This is a genomic window from Enterobacter sp. BNK-8, from assembly GCF_048685095.1.
Classification (GTDB): domain Bacteria; phylum Pseudomonadota; class Gammaproteobacteria; order Enterobacterales; family Enterobacteriaceae; genus Enterobacter; species Enterobacter quasiroggenkampii.
In genome coordinates, this window is sequence record NZ_JBLQTN010000001.1 from 4,526,086 (window position 1) to 4,542,419 (window position 16,334).

Annotated in this window: 13 protein-coding genes, 1 tRNA gene and 1 pseudogene; 4 read left to right on the forward strand and 11 right to left on the reverse strand. The window is 57.1% G+C overall.

From position 1 onward, the window contains the following. Positions 1-69: 69 nt before the first annotated feature. The gene (locus ACMGGU_RS21875) at positions 70-411 is read right to left on the reverse strand and encodes a SymE family type I addiction module toxin (protein ID WP_252077895.1); all 342 of its coding nucleotides are present in this window, start codon (positions 409-411) and stop codon (positions 70-72) included. A gap of 83 nt (positions 412-494) precedes the next feature. Between ACMGGU_RS21875 and ACMGGU_RS21880 the strand changes: the two are divergent. Next, positions 495-690, forward strand: a pseudogene (locus tag ACMGGU_RS21880) (hypothetical protein). Between the two features lie 5 nt (positions 691-695). On the opposite strand, the gene ACMGGU_RS21885 reads toward ACMGGU_RS21880, so the two are convergent. The 3 genes from ACMGGU_RS21885 to ACMGGU_RS21895 form a co-directional block, all read right to left on the reverse strand. Further along, positions 696-1,073 carry a DUF6680 family protein gene (locus ACMGGU_RS21885; RefSeq protein WP_420300988.1) on the reverse strand — a complete coding sequence of 126 codons (378 nt, stop codon included), beginning with the start codon at positions 1,071-1,073 and terminating at the stop codon, positions 696-698. Further along, the gene (locus ACMGGU_RS21890; protein WP_420300915.1) at positions 1,024-1,323 is read right to left on the reverse strand and encodes a DUF6680 family protein; all 300 of its coding nucleotides are present in this window, start codon (positions 1,321-1,323) and stop codon (positions 1,024-1,026) included. The genes ACMGGU_RS21885 and ACMGGU_RS21890 overlap by 50 nt, the downstream gene beginning before the upstream one ends. An 80-nt stretch (positions 1,324-1,403) precedes the next feature. Further along, positions 1,404-1,498, reverse strand: a tRNA-Sec gene (locus tag ACMGGU_RS21895). A 290-nt stretch (positions 1,499-1,788) separates the two neighbouring features. On the opposite strand from ACMGGU_RS21895, the gene ACMGGU_RS21900 reads away from it, so the two are divergent. Further along, positions 1,789-3,180 (forward strand): glycoside-pentoside-hexuronide family transporter, encoded by a 1,392-nt coding sequence (locus ACMGGU_RS21900; RefSeq protein WP_262779047.1) that lies wholly within the window; start codon positions 1,789-1,791, stop codon positions 3,178-3,180. Between the two features lie 12 nt (positions 3,181-3,192). Beyond that, complete coding sequence (gene yicI, locus ACMGGU_RS21905) at positions 3,193-5,511, forward strand: alpha-xylosidase (RefSeq protein ID WP_420300916.1); 2,319 nt, start codon at positions 3,193-3,195, stop codon at positions 5,509-5,511. An 84-nt stretch (positions 5,512-5,595) separates the two neighbouring features. Here the strand turns inward: yicI and ACMGGU_RS21910 are convergent, their stop codons facing one another. Together ACMGGU_RS21910 and xanP are read right to left on the reverse strand one after the other, a co-directional pair. Then, a complete protein-coding gene (locus ACMGGU_RS21910) occupies positions 5,596-7,284 on the reverse strand; it encodes an AsmA family protein (RefSeq protein WP_420300917.1) in 1,689 nt (562 codons plus the stop codon). Between the two features lie 119 nt (positions 7,285-7,403). Next, entirely contained in the window at positions 7,404-8,795 is a 1,392-nt protein-coding gene (gene xanP / locus ACMGGU_RS21915; protein WP_014881972.1) for a xanthine/proton symporter XanP, read from the reverse strand. A 225-nt stretch (positions 8,796-9,020) separates the two neighbouring features. Between xanP and gltS the strand changes: the two genes are divergently transcribed. Then, the gene (gene gltS / locus ACMGGU_RS21920; protein ID WP_045907923.1) at positions 9,021-10,223 is read left to right on the forward strand and encodes a sodium/glutamate symporter; all 1,203 of its coding nucleotides are present in this window, start codon (positions 9,021-9,023) and stop codon (positions 10,221-10,223) included. Between the two features lies 1 nt (position 10,224). Here gltS and recG read toward each other — a convergent pair whose 3' ends face one another. Genes recG through gmk form a run of 5 tightly spaced genes read right to left on the reverse strand, consistent with a single transcriptional unit; the run spans position 10,225 to position 16,091 of the window. Then, positions 10,225-12,306 (reverse strand): ATP-dependent DNA helicase RecG, encoded by a 2,082-nt coding sequence (recG, locus tag ACMGGU_RS21925; RefSeq protein WP_048028147.1) that lies wholly within the window; start codon positions 12,304-12,306, stop codon positions 10,225-10,227. Positions 12,307-12,309: 3 nt separating this feature from the next. After that, on the reverse strand, positions 12,310-12,999 hold the full coding sequence (gene trmH, locus ACMGGU_RS21930; RefSeq protein ID WP_048028145.1) for a tRNA (guanosine(18)-2'-O)-methyltransferase TrmH: 690 nt from the start codon (positions 12,997-12,999) through the stop codon (positions 12,310-12,312). Positions 13,000-13,003: 4 nt separating this feature from the next. Then, positions 13,004-15,118 (reverse strand): bifunctional GTP diphosphokinase/guanosine-3',5'-bis pyrophosphate 3'-pyrophosphohydrolase, encoded by a 2,115-nt coding sequence (gene spoT / locus ACMGGU_RS21935; RefSeq protein ID WP_045907920.1) that lies wholly within the window; start codon positions 15,116-15,118, stop codon positions 13,004-13,006. Positions 15,119-15,137: 19 nt separating this feature from the next. Next, the gene (gene rpoZ / locus ACMGGU_RS21940) at positions 15,138-15,413 is read right to left on the reverse strand and encodes a DNA-directed RNA polymerase subunit omega (protein ID WP_000135058.1); all 276 of its coding nucleotides are present in this window, start codon (positions 15,411-15,413) and stop codon (positions 15,138-15,140) included. A gap of 54 nt (positions 15,414-15,467) precedes the next feature. After that, entirely contained in the window at positions 15,468-16,091 is a 624-nt protein-coding gene (gene gmk, locus ACMGGU_RS21945; RefSeq protein ID WP_010426438.1) for a guanylate kinase, read from the reverse strand. Positions 16,092-16,334 lie beyond the last annotated feature (243 nt).

The window sequence follows — 16,334 nt, forward strand, 5'->3', positions numbered from 1 at the left end:
TTAATCATTTTCTCCTGCCGGATAATGGATGACATCATTATCAGTAATGCCGCCTCCATATTCTCAACGTTAAGCTCGGTGGTTTGTACTCACGTTTGCGAGCCGCTTTCCAGGACGCGGAGTTTGAATCGCCGCAAGCGCGTCCTCTATCTCAATGAGCTTTGCCTTCGTCCGTTTATAATCGTCCTGCAACCGCTGCTCTTGCTCGTTATACGCCACCAGAACGATGCATCCTTTCATGACCTTTACCGTGACCTGCTGTCCGGTATCAAAACCTGCAGCGCGTAGCCACTTGCCGCACAGGATGATTTTCGGCGTGGATTTGTCGAAAACATTCGGGCGGTATCCCACAATTAACGAACGCTCGGTTCCGGATTGGTCGGTGTCTGGGGTAGAATGTGAATCAGCCATAATCAACTTCTTGATAGTTGCTGAGGTTTGACGCTCCGGTTGTGTTCCCGCACATTGGGGCGTTGCTAATACAGGAGGTTTAGGTGACCTTATGTCAATTATATCGCGCGAAAAAAACAAAAGGCGACGGGCAGTCTCCGCAGTTTAAGATGCGCATTGATCCGGCATTGAAGGAGCAGTTGGATGCTGTGGCGGCTGAGGAAGGGGGGGCTCGCCAGTTGGTTGAAAGAACTGGCGAGGGAGGCGTTACGAGCTAAACGTATTTCACCAAAAGCATGAACATATCAGTGTGATTCTTTATTGAAATCATTTGTATTTTTAGAAACGACCTCATCATCCGGATTGGCCTTATTCAGGGGGGCATTAGTAATAAACATCGGTAAGGCCGTATCGCCAGAGAAAACTTTTTCTAAACCCTTTAAGATATTTGCTTGTGTTGTTTCTAAATCGCCATGAGCAATTGGCCTATAACAGTCTCTTTGTAATTGTACTTTATCAAAATCATAATTCATTGCTTGAGAAAGAGCGTAGAGTAAGTCAGTAAAGAGATCATCGGATTTAGATATCCAAATGTTAATATCAGGGTAGTCTTGTATTTTATTTAGATGGCTGTTATAACTTTTCCAGGCGTGAGTAACAGTTTGTTCTTTCCTTGGTTTGATATCTTATTTTTATTATTGGGATTTTTCTTCCATAAAATTCTATATCGATCATATTCAATGCTTGTACATGTTCTCTATGCAATCTTTGAGCTCTGGTGGACATTAGCGTTCTAAAAATAGATAAGCGGCTTTGTTTTCTTTCTCTAAATTGCTCTAATGTTTTTTGTATTTGAACAGCAAGAATAGGACCTATTATAACTGCTGCTGTCATAATTATATCTTTTGATTCCATGCCAAATAATATGTTCATATAACACTTCCCGAGTGATAGTTATAGAAATATTATATGCTTTAAGAATGGATAGTTTAAAATTTAATTATAAGAATTTTTGGCGGAAGATCACAGGAGTCGAACCTGCCCGGGAACGCTGGCGTCCCCAACTGGATTTGAAGTCCAGCCACCTCACCGGAGATGACGATCTTCCGCGCCTGCATTGCTACATGGAGGCGGGGCGCATTATAGCTACTTTCAGGCATTTACCACATACCCCACACCACTTTTTTCACCTCTCTTTTGACCTGTACCCCCCTGTTTCAGTTAATTCCTAAGAAAATCCTCATGTTAGACCTTCGTGCTCCCCAATATTTACCGCGATCACAAAAAACAAGAAACGTAATCTGCTAACCAGAAAACGCAATACCCGCTCAAGAAACAATGGTTTAAAAAAACTGTAACCGGTCTCAGCGCCCCCTATAGCGTGAAGGATAAAAAAAGATGAGCGAAGTATTGTCAGTAAAAGAGAAGATTGGCTACGGCATGGGAGACGCCGCCAGCCACATCATTTTTGATAACGTCATGTTGTACATGATGTTTTTCTATACCGATATTTTCGGCATTCCCGCCGGATTTGTCGGCACCATGTTCCTGCTGGCGCGCGCGCTGGATGCGATCTCCGACCCGTGCATGGGGCTGATTGCCGACCGCACCCGCAGCCGCTGGGGCAAGTTCCGACCGTGGATTTTGTTTGGCGCGATCCCGTTCGGCATCGTCTGCGTGCTGGCCTACACCACGCCGGACCTCAGCCTCAACGGCAAAATGGTTTATGCCGCCGTGACTTACACGCTGCTGACCCTGCTCTATACCGTGGTCAATATTCCTTACTGCGCGCTGGGCGGCGTGATCACCAGTGACCCGACGCAGCGTATCTCCCTTCAGTCCTGGCGCTTTGTGCTGGCGACCGCGGGCGGCATGCTTTCCACGGTGCTGATGATGCCGCTGGTGAAGCTGATTGGCGGCGACGATAAGGCGTTCGGCTTCCAGGGCGGCATCGCCGTGCTGTCGGTGGTCGCGTTCCTGATGCTGGCGTTCTGCTTCTTCACCACCAAAGAGCGCATCCAGGTGCCGCCGAGCACCACCTCCATGCGGGAAGACCTGCGCGATATCTGGCAAAACGACCAGTGGCGCATCGTGGGCGTGCTGACCATCCTCAACATCCTTGCCGTCTGCGTGCGCGGCGGCGCGATGATGTACTACTGCACCTGGATTATGGGCTCGCCGGAAGTGTTCGTCGCGTTCCTCACCACCTACTGCGTCGGCAACCTGATTGGCTCCGCGCTGGCGAAACCGCTCACCGACTGGAAGTGCAAGGTCAGCATCTTCTGGTGGACCAACGCCGCGCTGGCGGTGGTCAGCGTGGCGATGTTCTTCGTCCCGATGCATGCCACCGTGGTGATGTTCGCCTTTATCTTCGTCATTGGTGTGCTGCACCAGCTGGTGACGCCGATCCAGTGGGTCATGATGTCCGATACCGTCGACTACGGTGAATGGACCAACGGCAAGCGCCTGACCGGCATCAGCTTTGCAGGCACGCTGTTCGTGCTGAAGCTGGGTCTGGCGCTGGGTGGGGCGATGATCGGCTGGATGCTGGCAGGCGGCGGCTACGACGCGGCGGCCAAAACCCAGAACAGCACGACCATCAGCATCATTATCGGCCTGTTTACCCTGGCCCCGGCGGTCTGCTACGTGCTGAGCGCCATCATCGCCAAACGCTACTACACGCTGAAAACCCCCTTCCTGACCAAAATCCTGGGCGAGCTGGCACAGGGCGCGCGCCGTAATCAGCAGGAATTTGAAAACCTGCCGGTCAGTAAGGAATTGCAGAACTAAGAGGACGAAAGCATGAAAATCAGTGATGGAAACTGGCTTATTCAACCGAGCCTGAATGTGACCTATCCGGTTCAGGTGTTCGACGTGGAGCAGCAGGGGAATGACCTGGTGGTGTATGTGGCGCCGCGTGACGTGCGCGAACGCACCTGGCAACTCGACACGTTGATGTTCACGGTGCGCCTGTTTGCCCCGCAGGAAGGGATTGTCGGGGTGCGCATCGAGCACTTCCAGGGCGCCCTGAACAACGGTCCACATTATCCGCTGAACGTCCTGAAAGACGTGAAGGTTGAGATCGAAAACAACGCCGAATTTGCCGAGCTGAAAAGTGGCAGCGTCAGCGTTCGCGTCACCAAAGGCGAATTCTGGGCGCTGGATTTCCTGCGCAACGGCCAGCGTATTACCGGCAGCCAGCTGAAAAATAACGGCTACGTGCAGGACAGCAATACCCACCGCAATTACGTTTTTGAGCGTCTGGATCTGGGCGTGGGGGAAACGGTCTATGGTCTGGGCGAGCGCTTCACCGCGCTGGTGCGCAACGGCCAGACGGTCGAGACCTGGAACCGCGACGGCGGCACCAGCACCGAGCAGTCCTATAAAAATATCCCGTTCTACCTGACCAACCGCGGCTACGGCGTGCTGGTGAATCATCCTGAAAACGTCTCGTTTGAGGTCGGCTCCGAGAAGGTCTCTAAGGTGCAGTTCAGTGTGGAAGGGGAATATCTTGAGTACTTCGTGATCGACGGCCCGACGCCAAAAGAGGTGCTGAATCGCTATACGCAGTTCACCGGGCGTCCGGCGCTGCCGCCTGCCTGGTCGTTCGGCCTGTGGCTCACCACCTCGTTCACCACCAACTACGACGAAGCGACGGTGAACAGCTTTATCGACGGTATGGCCGAGCGCGACCTGCCGCTGCACGTCTTCCACTTCGACTGCTTCTGGATGAAGGCCTTCCAGTGGTGTGACTTCGAGTGGGATCCGGTGACCTTCCCGGACCCTGAAGGAATGATCCGCCGTCTGAAGGAGAAAGGGCTGAAGGTCTGCGTGTGGATTAACCCGTACATTGGCCAGAAGTCGCCGATCTTCCAGGAGCTGAAAGCGAAGGGCTACCTGCTCAAGCGCCCTGACGGCTCCCTGTGGCAGTGGGACAAATGGCAGCCGGGGCTGGCGATTTACGACTTCACCAACCCGGACGCGTGCCGGTGGTATGCCGACAAGCTGAAAGGCCTTGTGGACATTGGCGTCGACTGCTTCAAAACCGACTTCGGCGAGCGTATACCGACGGACGTGCAGTGGTTCGACGGGTCCGATCCGCAGAAAATGCACAACCACTACGCCTACATCTATAACGAGCTGGTGTGGAACGTGCTGAAAGAGACGGTGGGGGAAGAAGAGGCGGTGCTGTTTGCTCGCTCGGCGTCAGTGGGTGCGCAGCAGTTCCCGGTGCACTGGGGCGGCGACTGCTACGCCAACTATGAATCAATGGCGGAAAGCCTGCGCGGCGGGCTGTCGATTGGCCTGTCCGGTTTTGGATTCTGGAGCCACGATATCGGCGGGTTCGAAAACACCGCCCCGGCGCACGTCTACAAGCGCTGGTGCGCGTTCGGGCTGTTTTCCAGCCACAGCCGCCTGCACGGCAGCAAATCCTACCGCGTGCCGTGGGCGTACGATGACGAGTCCTGCGACGTGGTGCGCCACTTCACGCAGCTGAAGTGCCAACTGATGCCGTATCTGTACCGTCAGGCGACGCTGGCGCGCGAGTTCGGCACGCCGATGCTGCGGGCGATGATGCTGGAGTTCCCGGACGATCCGGCGTGCGATTACCTCGACCGTCAGTACATGCTGGGGGATTCGTTAATGGTGGCGCCGGTGTTCTCCGAGGCGGGCGACGTGCAGTTCTACCTGCCGGAAGGGCGCTGGACGCACCTGTGGCACAACGACGAAATCCAGGGCAGCCGCTGGCATAAGCAGCAGCACGATTTCATGAGCCTGCCGGTCTACGTGCGCGACAACACGCTGCTGGCGCAGGGCAATAATAACCAGAAACCCGACTACGCGTGGCACGAGGGGACGGCCTTCCAGCTGTTTAACCTGGATGATGGCGCAACGGCAGTGAGCGAAGTGCCTTCGGCGAACGGCGCGGTGGCGTTTACGCTGAAGGCATCGCGTCAGGGCGACATCGTGACCTTTACCGGCACGGGAGACGCGCAAAACTGGTCGGTGTGTTTGCGCAACGTGCAGAAGGTGAGCGGCGTGAAGGGCGGCTCACAGGCGGGCAGCGAGTGGGGCGTGGTGGTGAAAGCCGAAGGGAATGAGGTGGTGGTTCAGCTCTGAGGTGGAAAATGCCCGGTGGCGCTTCGCTTACCGGGCCTACAATCCCATGTAGGCCGGGTAAGGCGTAGCCGCCACCCGGCTTGTTTATTGCACAGGCGTTGAAACCTCGCCGCCCGTCATCGTCTGCTCTACCTGCTGCTTATCCATATTCACCGCGCTCAGCTTCCCATTCACCGTTGGCTTCAGCGGCGCACTGGCCTGCACGCTGCCGCTGGCGGTGAGCTGAATATTGCCGTCGCCTGCAATCGGCAGCGCAGGCCAGCCCCACTGCTGCAGCACATTGAGCGGTACGCCGCGCCCGTTCAGGCTCACCGCGGTCTGCCGCTGCGGGAGTTGTGAAACGGTCGCCGTCGCTTCCAGAATGCCTTTTTCGGTAAACGCGCTGAGGTCGGTAATATTCACCGTGGCGGCATTGGCATTCAGCGCCAGCGACGGACGACGTACGTCGACGCGGTTAAAGGTCGCCGCCGCGCCGTTCAGGGTCGCGCTGCCGCCCCAGACGCCCCACTGACGATCTTTCACAAGCTGCAGGTTTGCGCCATAGCCATCCAGAGAAGTGATCTGCCACGGGAAGGCAGGATCGATGTCGATCACCAGGTTGCGGCTCAGGCCGAATTTTTGCAGCGTGACGCTGTTCAGCCATTCCGGTAGAGGCGCCATCCACAGCGTTTTCCAGTTCTGCGGCAGGGTGTACTCCAGCCCGGCGATGGCGACATCGTCCAGCACCAGCGCTTTGCCGTCGCGCAGCCAGTTGCCGGAGGTGCGCACCATGCCGCCTTCCCAGCGGGAGGTGAACTGACGCAGCGCCATGCCCTGCGGGGAAAACTCCGCATTCAGGATCGGGTCAAACAGATGCAAGGAGCCGTAGATAAACTCGCTGGCGTTCATCGACAGACGGCCCTCCTGGCTCTGCCAGTCGCCTTTGCTTAGCGTCAGGTTGCGCAGGCTTAAATCGAGGTCGGTCACCGCCCAGTCCGGGCCCTGAAGCCGGGCGTCGGTCACGTCCAGACGACCAATCTGCAGAGAGGGGATAGTGGCCAGCGGCGCGAAGAAAGCGGCCAGCGTTTTATCGCTCTGCAGGCGGATTTCGTTCAGGCGCATGGTGTCGATAATCCAGCTCCCGTCGGCGTTGCGCAGGGCGGAGCCGGTGAGTGAGCCGCGGGCCATATCGGCACCAATCGTGTTCAGCACCACCTCCTTGCCGTTAAGCTGGCCCTCGATCAGCACGTTGGTGGCCGGTACGCCGTTCAGAGTCAGCGAGCCTGCGCTCATCTGGATCTGCGCGTGATTACCCAGCACGTTGCCCGCTTCCGGCTGCCATGGGCTGACGCCGCCCGTCACCTTCTGCGCGCTCAGATCCCATTCGGTATTCGGGCTGTTGAACGCCATGTTGTTCAACTGCAGACGATCGGCCTGGAAAGGCAGCGGCGCGGTCTGCGGGGAGAGATTAAGCGTGCCGTCGAACAGGGTGATGGTGTCCACGTGCAGCGGATCGGTTATCTGGCGGCTACTCAGGCCGATATCCACTTTTTTGGCTACCAGGGTGGCGGGTTTTCCGTCCCGACCGAAGGTAACGTTTTCCAGAATGAGGTGGGAAGGCGACGAAAAGCGGTGATTCATCTTGTCGAAACTGAGTTCGTAGTCGGTATTCACCGTTACCCAGCTGCTGACCTGAGCCGCACCCCAGCGGGTCTGGAGCAGAATATAGAGCGCCAGCATCACAATGAGCAGGGCTACCAGAAGATAGACGAGTAGCTTTCCAATAAATTTCATGGTCTTCCATCCCGCAAAACGCACATAAGGGAGTTATGCACGATTTATGCGCAATCCTCAAGGCGGGAATGGTGTAATTAGATGTCACGGCAGGCATTGACTGCCTGCCGTGAGAGAAATCAGTTTTTCTCAGGCGGGAAAACGAGGTTCAGCACGATAGCGGTGATACCGCCTGCGGCAATGCCGGAAGAGAGCAGGTTTTTCACCCAGTCCGGGGCAAACTGCAGGATCAGCGGCTGCTGAGAAACGCCCAGACCGACGGCCAGCGAAAGCGCAATAATCATGATTGCGCGGCGGTTCAGCGGCTCGCGGGAGACGATACGCACGCCGGAGGCCGCGATCGTCCCGAACATCACCAGCGTTGCGCCGCCCAGCACCGGCTCCGGAATGTGCTGTACAAAGCCGCTCACCGCCGGGAACAGGCCGAGGACGATCAGCATCAGCGCCACCACGAAGCCAACGTAGCGGCTGGCCACGCCGGTCAGTTGGATCACGCCGTTGTTCTGACCGAAGCAAGAGTTCGGGAAGGTGTTGAAGACCGCAGAGACAAACGAGTTGAGGCCGTTCGCCAGCACGCCGCCTTTCAGGCGCTTCATGTACAGCGGGCCGGAAACGGGCTGCTCGGAGACGTCGGAGGTGGCGGTGATGTCGCCGATGGTCTCCAGAGAGGTGATCATAAAGACCAGCATCAGCGGCAGGAGCAGGCCCCAGTCAATGCCCAGACCGTAGTACAGCGGCGTGGGGACGGTGATCAGCGCGCTGTTGGTCGGCGCGGTGTTTTCCGGCAGCATACCCAGCGCCCAGGCCAGCAGGTAACCCGCCGCCATGGCGATCACCAGCGAGGCGACGCGCAGGTAAGGGTTACGCTGACGGTTAAGCAGAATAATGATGGCCAGCACGACGCCTGCCAGCAGCAGGTTTTTCGGCGCGCCGAAGGTGTGGTCGCTCATCGCGGCATAGCCGCCACCGATGGAGGTAAGGCCCACCTGAATCAGCGACAGGCCGATAATCATCACGACGACGCCGGAAACCAGCGGGGTGATAACGCGGCGAGCCAGATGCAGAACGCGGGAGATCACCATCTCCGTACAGCTGGCCAGCATCAGCGTGCCGAACAGCGCCGCCATCATGGTCGGGACATCCGCGCCGCCGGTTTTCAGGGCCGTACCGCCCATGATCAGGGGCGCCACGAAGTTAAAGCTGGTGCCCTGAATCGACAATAATCCCGACCCCACCGGACCCCACGCTTTAATTTGAATAATCGAGGCCACGCCGGAGGCGAAAAGAGACATGCTGATAATGTGCTGCGTGTCCTGCGCCGGTAAGCCGAGCGCCTGGCAAATCAGCAGCGCCGGGGTGATCACCGCAACAAACATCGCCAGAAGATGCTGGCAGGCGGCGAAAAGCGTCTGCGGCAGCGGCGGGCGATCTTCAAGGCGGTAAATCAGTTCGCTATTTTGCTTTTGCGCAATCGGTTGCGCATCAGGCGACTCTATGGTGTTAACGGACATCGGCGGCAATCCCACGGTGGAAAAGCGGGCATTTTATCTGACCACCTGGTAAAAGCAAACGATTGCCAGCAAAAAAAGGCAAGAAAATCTGCCGCTGTGAGCAGGTTTTCTACAACGCATCGGGAAAAAAAATTACACTTTTTGCGCCGGGGGCTCATGAAGAGCGCAAACCGGCCCAGGATAACGCCGCGTGTGTAGGGAACACGCGCAAAAAAGGAGCCTTCTATGATTCATCTCGATACGTTGTCGACCCTTGTTGCCGCAACGCTGGTCTTACTGCTTGGTCGTAAACTGGTACATAGCGTTTCCCTTCTGAAGAAATACACTATTCCTGAGCCTGTCGCCGGTGGTCTGCTGGTGGCGCTGGCCCTGCTGGTGCTGAAAAAAAGCCTGGGCTGGGAAATCGATTTTGATATGTCCCTGAAAGACCCGCTGATGCTGGCCTTCTTTGCCACCATCGGCCTGAACGCCAACCTGGCGAGCCTGCGGGCGGGCGGTAAGGTGCTCGGTGTATTTTTGATTGTGGTGGTGGGGCTGCTGCTGATGCAAAACGCCATTGGTATCGGGATGGCGTCGCTGCTGGGACTGGATCCGCTGATGGGGCTGCTGGCAGGGTCGATTACCCTGTCAGGCGGCCACGGTACCGGGGCCGCGTGGAGCAAGTTGTTTATCGAGCGCTACGGGTTTGAAAACGCGACGGAAGTGGCGATGGCCTGCGCGACCTTTGGTCTGGTGCTGGGTGGCCTGATTGGCGGCCCGGTGGCTCGCTATCTGGTGAAGCACTCCACCACGCCGGACGGCAGGCCGGACGATGAGCTGGTGCCGACAGCATTCGAAAAGCCGGACGTCGGGCGCAGTATTACCTCGCTGGTGCTGATTGAAACCATCGCGATGATCGCCATCTGCCTGACCGTGGGCAAAGTGGTTGCGCAATGGCTGGCGGGCTCAGCGTTTGAGCTGCCAACGTTTGTCTGCGTGCTGTTTATCGGGGTGATCCTGAGCAACGGTCTGGCGCTAATGGGCTTCTACCGCGTGTTTGAACGGGCGGTGTCAGTGCTCGGCAACGTCTGCCTGTCGCTGTTCCTGGCGATGGCGCTAATGAGCCTCAAGCTGTGGGAGCTGGCCTCGCTGGCGCTGCCAATGGTGGCGATTCTGGCGGTGCAAACCCTGTTTATGGCGCTGTACGCCATGTTTGTCACCTGGCGGATGATGGGCAAAAACTATGATGCGGCGGTGCTGGCGGCGGGTCACTGCGGGTTTGGTCTGGGGGCCACCCCAACGGCTATCGCCAACATGCAGGCGATCACCGAACGCTTCGGGCCTTCGCACATGGCGTTTCTGGTGGTCCCGATGGTCGGGGCGTTCTTTATTGATATCGTCAACGCGCTGGTGATTAAGCTGTACCTGATGCTGCCGATGTTTGCCTGAATCAGGCGTTGGAATAGCGTTCGGTTTCCGGCATCCAGCGCTCAATTAACGCTGCCGCCTGTTCGGGGTAGCGTTCATGAATGTGGCGGGCGAGGCGCTGAACCTCGGGGATCATGGCCTGATCGCGCAGCAAATCCGCGACTTTGAATTCCGCGTTCCCCGTCTGACGCGTGCCCAGCAGTTCACCGGGGCCGCGGATCTCAAGGTCTTTTTGCGCAATCACAAAACCGTCGTTACTGTCGCGCAGCACCTGCAAACGCATCTGGGCGGTTTTCGAGAGCGGGGCTTTGTAGAGCAGGACGCAGTGGGACGCTACCGCGCCACGGCCAACGCGTCCGCGCAGCTGGTGGAGCTGGGCCAGGCCCAGGCGCTCCGGGTTTTCGATAATCATCAGGCTGGAGTTCGGGACGTCCACGCCCACTTCAATCACCGTCGTGGCGACCAGCAAATGTAACTCGCCCTGCTTAAACGACTGCATCACCGCCTGCTTTTCGGCAGGCTTCATGCGTCCGTGAACCAGGCCCACGTTCAGCTCCGGCAGCGCCAGCTTAAGCTCTTCCCACGTGGCTTCGGCAGCCTGCGCTTCCAGCAGTTCCGACTCTTCAATCAGCGTACAAACCCAGTAGGCCTGACGCCCTTCGTGGGTGCAGGCGTTGCGCACGCGATCGATGATATCGCTGCGACGCGTGTCAGGAATGGCAACCGTTGTGACCGGCGTACGGCCAGGGGGGAGTTCGTCGATGGTGGAGGTATCCAGATCGGCGTAAGCCGTCATCGCCAGGGTGCGCGGGATCGGCGTGGCGGTCATGATCAGCTGATGCGGGTGGAAGCCCTGCTGCAGTCCCTTTTCCCACAGCGCCAGACGTTGATGCACGCCGAAGCGGTGCTGTTCATCGATAATCACCAGCGCAAGGCCGTTGAACTGCACCTGCTCCTGGAAGATAGCGTGCGTGCCGACAATCATCTGCACCTGCCCGCTGGCGATGGCCTCCTGTTGCGCAAGGCGCGCTTTGCCTTTTTGCTTTCCGGCAAGCCAGCCGACTTCAATCCCGAGCGGTGCAAACCATGCGCGGAAATTGTTGGCGTGTTGTTCCGCCAGCAGTTCGGTCGGTGCCATCAGCGCGACCTGTTTGCCATGGGCAATCGCGCGCAGGGCGGCCAGCGCGGCAACCAGCGTTTTACCGGACCCCACGTCGCCTTGCACCAGGCGCATCATCGGCACGTCGAGCGCCATATCACGTTCAATCTCGGCGGTGACGCGCGCCTGTGCGCCGGTGGGTTTAAACGGCAGGGAGGCCAGCAGCTTATCTTTGAGCTCATCACGCGGGCTTAATGGCTGGGCATGGAAACGCTGCGCGCCGGCGCGCAGCGCCAGCATGCTCAGGTTATGGGCCAGTAATTCCTCAAGGATAAGACGCTGTTGAGCGGGGTGTTTGCCGCTTTCTAAGTCGCTGAGCTGCAGCGTTGGCGGCGGGCGGTGCAGGGTACGCAGCGCCTCGGGCAGGCTCATCATGCCCTGTGCCAGCTCGGGCGGCAGCAGCTCGGTAATGGCGCAGGTATCCAGCAGCTCCAGCGCCTGATCGGTGAGCTTACGCAGCGTTGCCTGCTTGATGCCTTCGGTCGTCGGGTAAACCGGGGTGAGCGTCTCCTGCATCTCTGGCGTGCTGAGATCGCCCTGCACGCGGTACTCGGGGTGGATCATCTCTGCGCCATATTTCCCGCGTTTGGCTTCGCCATAGGCCAGCACCCTGCGGCCCGTTGCCAGGCTGTTTTTCATCGCCGCGCTGAAGTTGAAGAAACGCATGGTGAGAATGCCGGTGCCGTCGCTGATCTGGCAGGTCATCATCCGGCGTCCGCCGAAGGTGATGTTGCAGTTCAGGACTTCGCCTTCAACGGTGGCGTAAATGGCGGGAAGGAGATCGCCAATCTTGTAAAGCTGGGTGCGGTCTTCGTAACGCAAGGGGAGGTGAAGCAGGAGATCCTGCACCGTGTGCAGGCCAATTTTAGCCAGCTTATTGCTTTGCGCCGCGCCCACGCCCGTCAGGCTGTTGAGCGGGATGGCATCCAGCAGGCGGCCTTTCATCGCTTACCCGGCGTACTGCATAGTGGCCCACCACTCGGCATCGGCTTCAATTTCGCCCTGCGCGTTGACGTGGGGGTAAGGCAATTTTTTCTGCTTCGCAACGCGAGCCAGCACCGGATAGCCACCTTCAAACAGCAGGCGCTGCTGTTCCTCTTCCGGCAGCATGCTGTTGCTGCGCTCGTACATGCCGGCGTTCTGACGCTGGCGCTGCGCTTCATACAGAATGAGCGCGGAGGCCACGGAGACGTTGAGTGACTGGACCATGCCAATCATCGGAATGATGATGTCCCGATCCGCCAGATCCAGCGCTTCCTGGGTGATCCCGGTTTTCTCCTGGCCCATCAAAATGCAGGTCGGGCGGGTGTAGTCGATCTCGCGGAAATCCACGGCCTTAGCGGACAGGTTAGTGGCAAGGATCTGCATACCGCGCCCTTTCAAGTGCGATACGGCTTCGCCAATTGTCTGGTGAGATTTGACGGAAACCCAGCTGTTACTGCCTGCCGCGGCAGAGACCATGGTTCGCATCCGGTGACCCGGCCAGACGGCGTGCACTTCATGCACACCGACGGCATCGGCGGTACGAACGATAGCAGAGACGTTATGCGGTTTATGGACCTGCTCCATGCAGACCGTCAGGTCAGGCTGACGCCTGGCGAGCATTTCGCATATCCGCGCGTAACGTTGTGAATTCATGCCGCTAGTTTCGGTTACGGGTGACTTTAATCACGTCCGGCATGACGCGGATCTTGCGCATAATATTTGCCAGATGCACGCGGTCGCGGGCGGTCAGACGAATAAAGGCGCTGTACACGCGGCCATCTTTTTCTTCCGTATTCAGGCTTTGAATATTGGAAGACGCCGTGTTGATCGCTGCCGTCAGGTTCGCCAGGGCACCCTGATGGTTGAACATATCCACCTTAATTTCGGTGATAAATTCCTGCGCGGTCTCTTTATCCCATTCGACCGCCATAAACTTCTCGGCCTCTTTCTGGTAGCCACGGATGTTACGACAGGATTCATGGTGGATAACCAGCCCTTTACCCGGGCTGACGTGCGCAATAATCGGGTCGCCAGGAATTGGACGGCAACATTTTGCGAAGGTGATCAGCACCCCGTCCGCGCCTTTAATCGGCAGATGTCCGTGGCCTGGCGTAGCTGCAGGCACGGCTGTCGTGTCGCCTTGCTGCAGGTTCTTCGCCACCACCACGCTCATGGCGTTGCCGAGGCCAATCTCTGCCAGCAGGTCATCAAGCGACGCGAGCTTCATGCGCTCCAGTTCACGCTGGACGTTCTCCTGCGGGATTTCAGCCAGCTTGCGACTGCCGCCCAACGCGTGGTTGAGAAGACGACGCCCAAGGCTGACGGAATCATCACGCTTGAGGTTTTTCAGCAGCTGGCGAATTTTGGCGCGTGCTTTAGAACTCACGACAAAGTTCAGCCAGGCCGCGTTTGGACGTGCGCCCGGCGCGGTAATGATTTCCACCGTCTGGCCGCTGGAGAGCGGCTGAGACAGCGGGTAAGGCTGTCTGTCGACGCGCGCGCCCACGCAGGCATGGCCGATATCGGTATGCACGGCGTAAGCGAAGTCGACCGGTGTTGCGCCCGCAGGCAGTTCGACAATGCGGCCTTCTGGGGTGAAAACGTAAATCTCATCCGGGAAGAGATCGGATTTCACGCTCTCGATAAATTCAAACGAGCTACCCGCACTCTGCTGAAGTTCCAGCAGGCTCTGCATCCAGCGCTGGGCGCGGATTTGTGCGGTCGTGCTGCTTTCGCCACCGTGCTCTTTATAGGCCCAGTGCGCGGCCACACCCATCTCTGCCATCTGGTCCATGTCTTCGGTACGAATTTGCACCTCAACAGGCACGCCGTGCGGCCCGATCATCGAGGTGTGCAAAGATTGATAGCCGTTCGCTTTTGGAATGGCGATGTAATCTTTCATCCGCCCTGGACGCGGTTTATAGAGGCTGTGCATCTGCCCCAGCACGCGATAACAGGTATCTGAATCGTGGACAATCACGCGGAAGGCGTAGATATCCATGATCGAGTGAAAACGTTGCTCTTTGAGCACCATTTTGCAGTAGATGGAGTACAGGTGTTTTTCGCGACCGCTGACGCGGCACGGGATCCCCGCTTCCTGCAAACGCCCTTCGATTTCAGAGAGGATCTTTTGAATCATCTCTTTACGGTTGCCGCGTGCGGCTTTCACCACCTCTTTAATCACGCGATAGCGGTTCGGGTACAACGCTTCAAAACCCAGCTCTTCCAGCTCGGTTTTAATGTGGTGAATACCTAAACGGTGCGCCAGCGGACTGTAGATTTCGAGGGTTTCACGGGCAATGCGGCGACGTTTATCCGGGCGAAGTGAGCCCAGCGTGCGCATGTTGTGGGTGCGGTCAGCGAGTTTGATGAGAATGACGCGGATATCCTGCACCATCGCCATAATCATCTTGCGGAAGTTTTCGGCTTGCGCCTCTTTCTTGTCGCGGAAATTCAGCTTATCAAGCTTAGAGACCCCTTCCACCAGTTCGGCAACGCTTTTGCCAAACAGCTGTTCCATGTCCTGGTAAGTGGCAGGGGTATCTTCAATCACGTCGTGCAGCAGCGCGGCCATCAGCGTTTCGTAGTCGAGTTTCATCTCGGCCAGAATACAGGCCACCGCTACCGGGTGCGTGATGTAGGGTTCACCGCTTGAACGTGTCTGGCCCTCGTGAGCGTCACGTGCAACGAGATACGCCTGCTGAAGACGCTTAATCTGGTCTTCAGGCAGGTAGGTTTGAATCAGTTGATTCAGGCTTTCAAACAGATACAAGGGCGACCCGCAGGTTTAATTAACGACGACCTTCAGCAATAGCGGTTACGGCCTGCAGTTCTGCGGCTTCCTGCTCTTGCTGCTCCTGGCGCTCACGCACGTCGAGGATCTGGTTGTTGATCAGACCTTCTTCGATTTCGCGAAGTGCAATAACGGTGGTTTTATCGTTTTCTTCCGGTACCAGCGGATCTTTACCGCCTACCTGCATCTGACGAGCGCGACGCGCGGCGACCAGCACCAGGTCAAAACGGTTACCAATTTTCTCTACAGCGTCCTGAACAGTTACGCGTGCCATACTTAAAATGCTCCACAGGTGAAGAAATGACTGGGCATGATACTGAAAGTGGGTTCAGTCTGCCAACAGTTTGGTGATTAATGCGTCATGTCGCTGCTTCTGGCGGCTCATACGCAGACGTTCTGCACGAAGAATGGTTTTGAGATCGCTCAGCGCGGCATCAAAATCATCATTCACAATAAGGTAATCATATTCCGCGTAATGGCTCATTTCTGCAACAGCCTGTTCCATACGCTTTGCGATGACTTCTTCGCTGTCCTGACCGCGGCCACGCAGGCGGCGATCCAGCTCATCTTTCGATGGCGGTAAAATAAAGATACTGCGCGAGTCAGGCATTTTCTTGCGAATTTGCTGTGCACCCTGCCAGTCGATATCCAGGAACACATTCACGCCCGTGGCCAGAACCTGCTCAATGGTTTCACGCGAGGTACCGTAGTAATTACCGAATACTTCCGCGTGTTCAAGAAACGCGTCTCTGCCGATCATCGCTCTGAACTCGTCGTGATCCACAAAGAAATAGTGTTCACCGTGCACTTCACCCGGACGCGGCGCTCGCGTGGTGTGAGAAACAGAAACCTGTGTGTCGTACAACGGTTGGGTTTTTAACAGTGCCTGAATAAGGCTGGATTTACCCGCGCCACTAGGGGCAGAAACAATATAAAGCGTGCCTTGAGCCATGAGCGTCTTTTGTATGTGTTAACGAAGAAGTCCTACATACGGGCTTATTATACACGTCACTGCCGTGTGACGTAGCCTTTGTCACACTTTTTCCCCTGGATTATTGAATTTTGCGTGCCGTTTTCAGGTTTTATCCGTGGTTTTCAGCAACCCCAGGAAATACTGGATAGCGTCTCGCAGTGTGAACCGTTGCCGTTAGCGTTGTTTCAGACATCGGGGTATACCTCCTGCAACGCAAAGGAG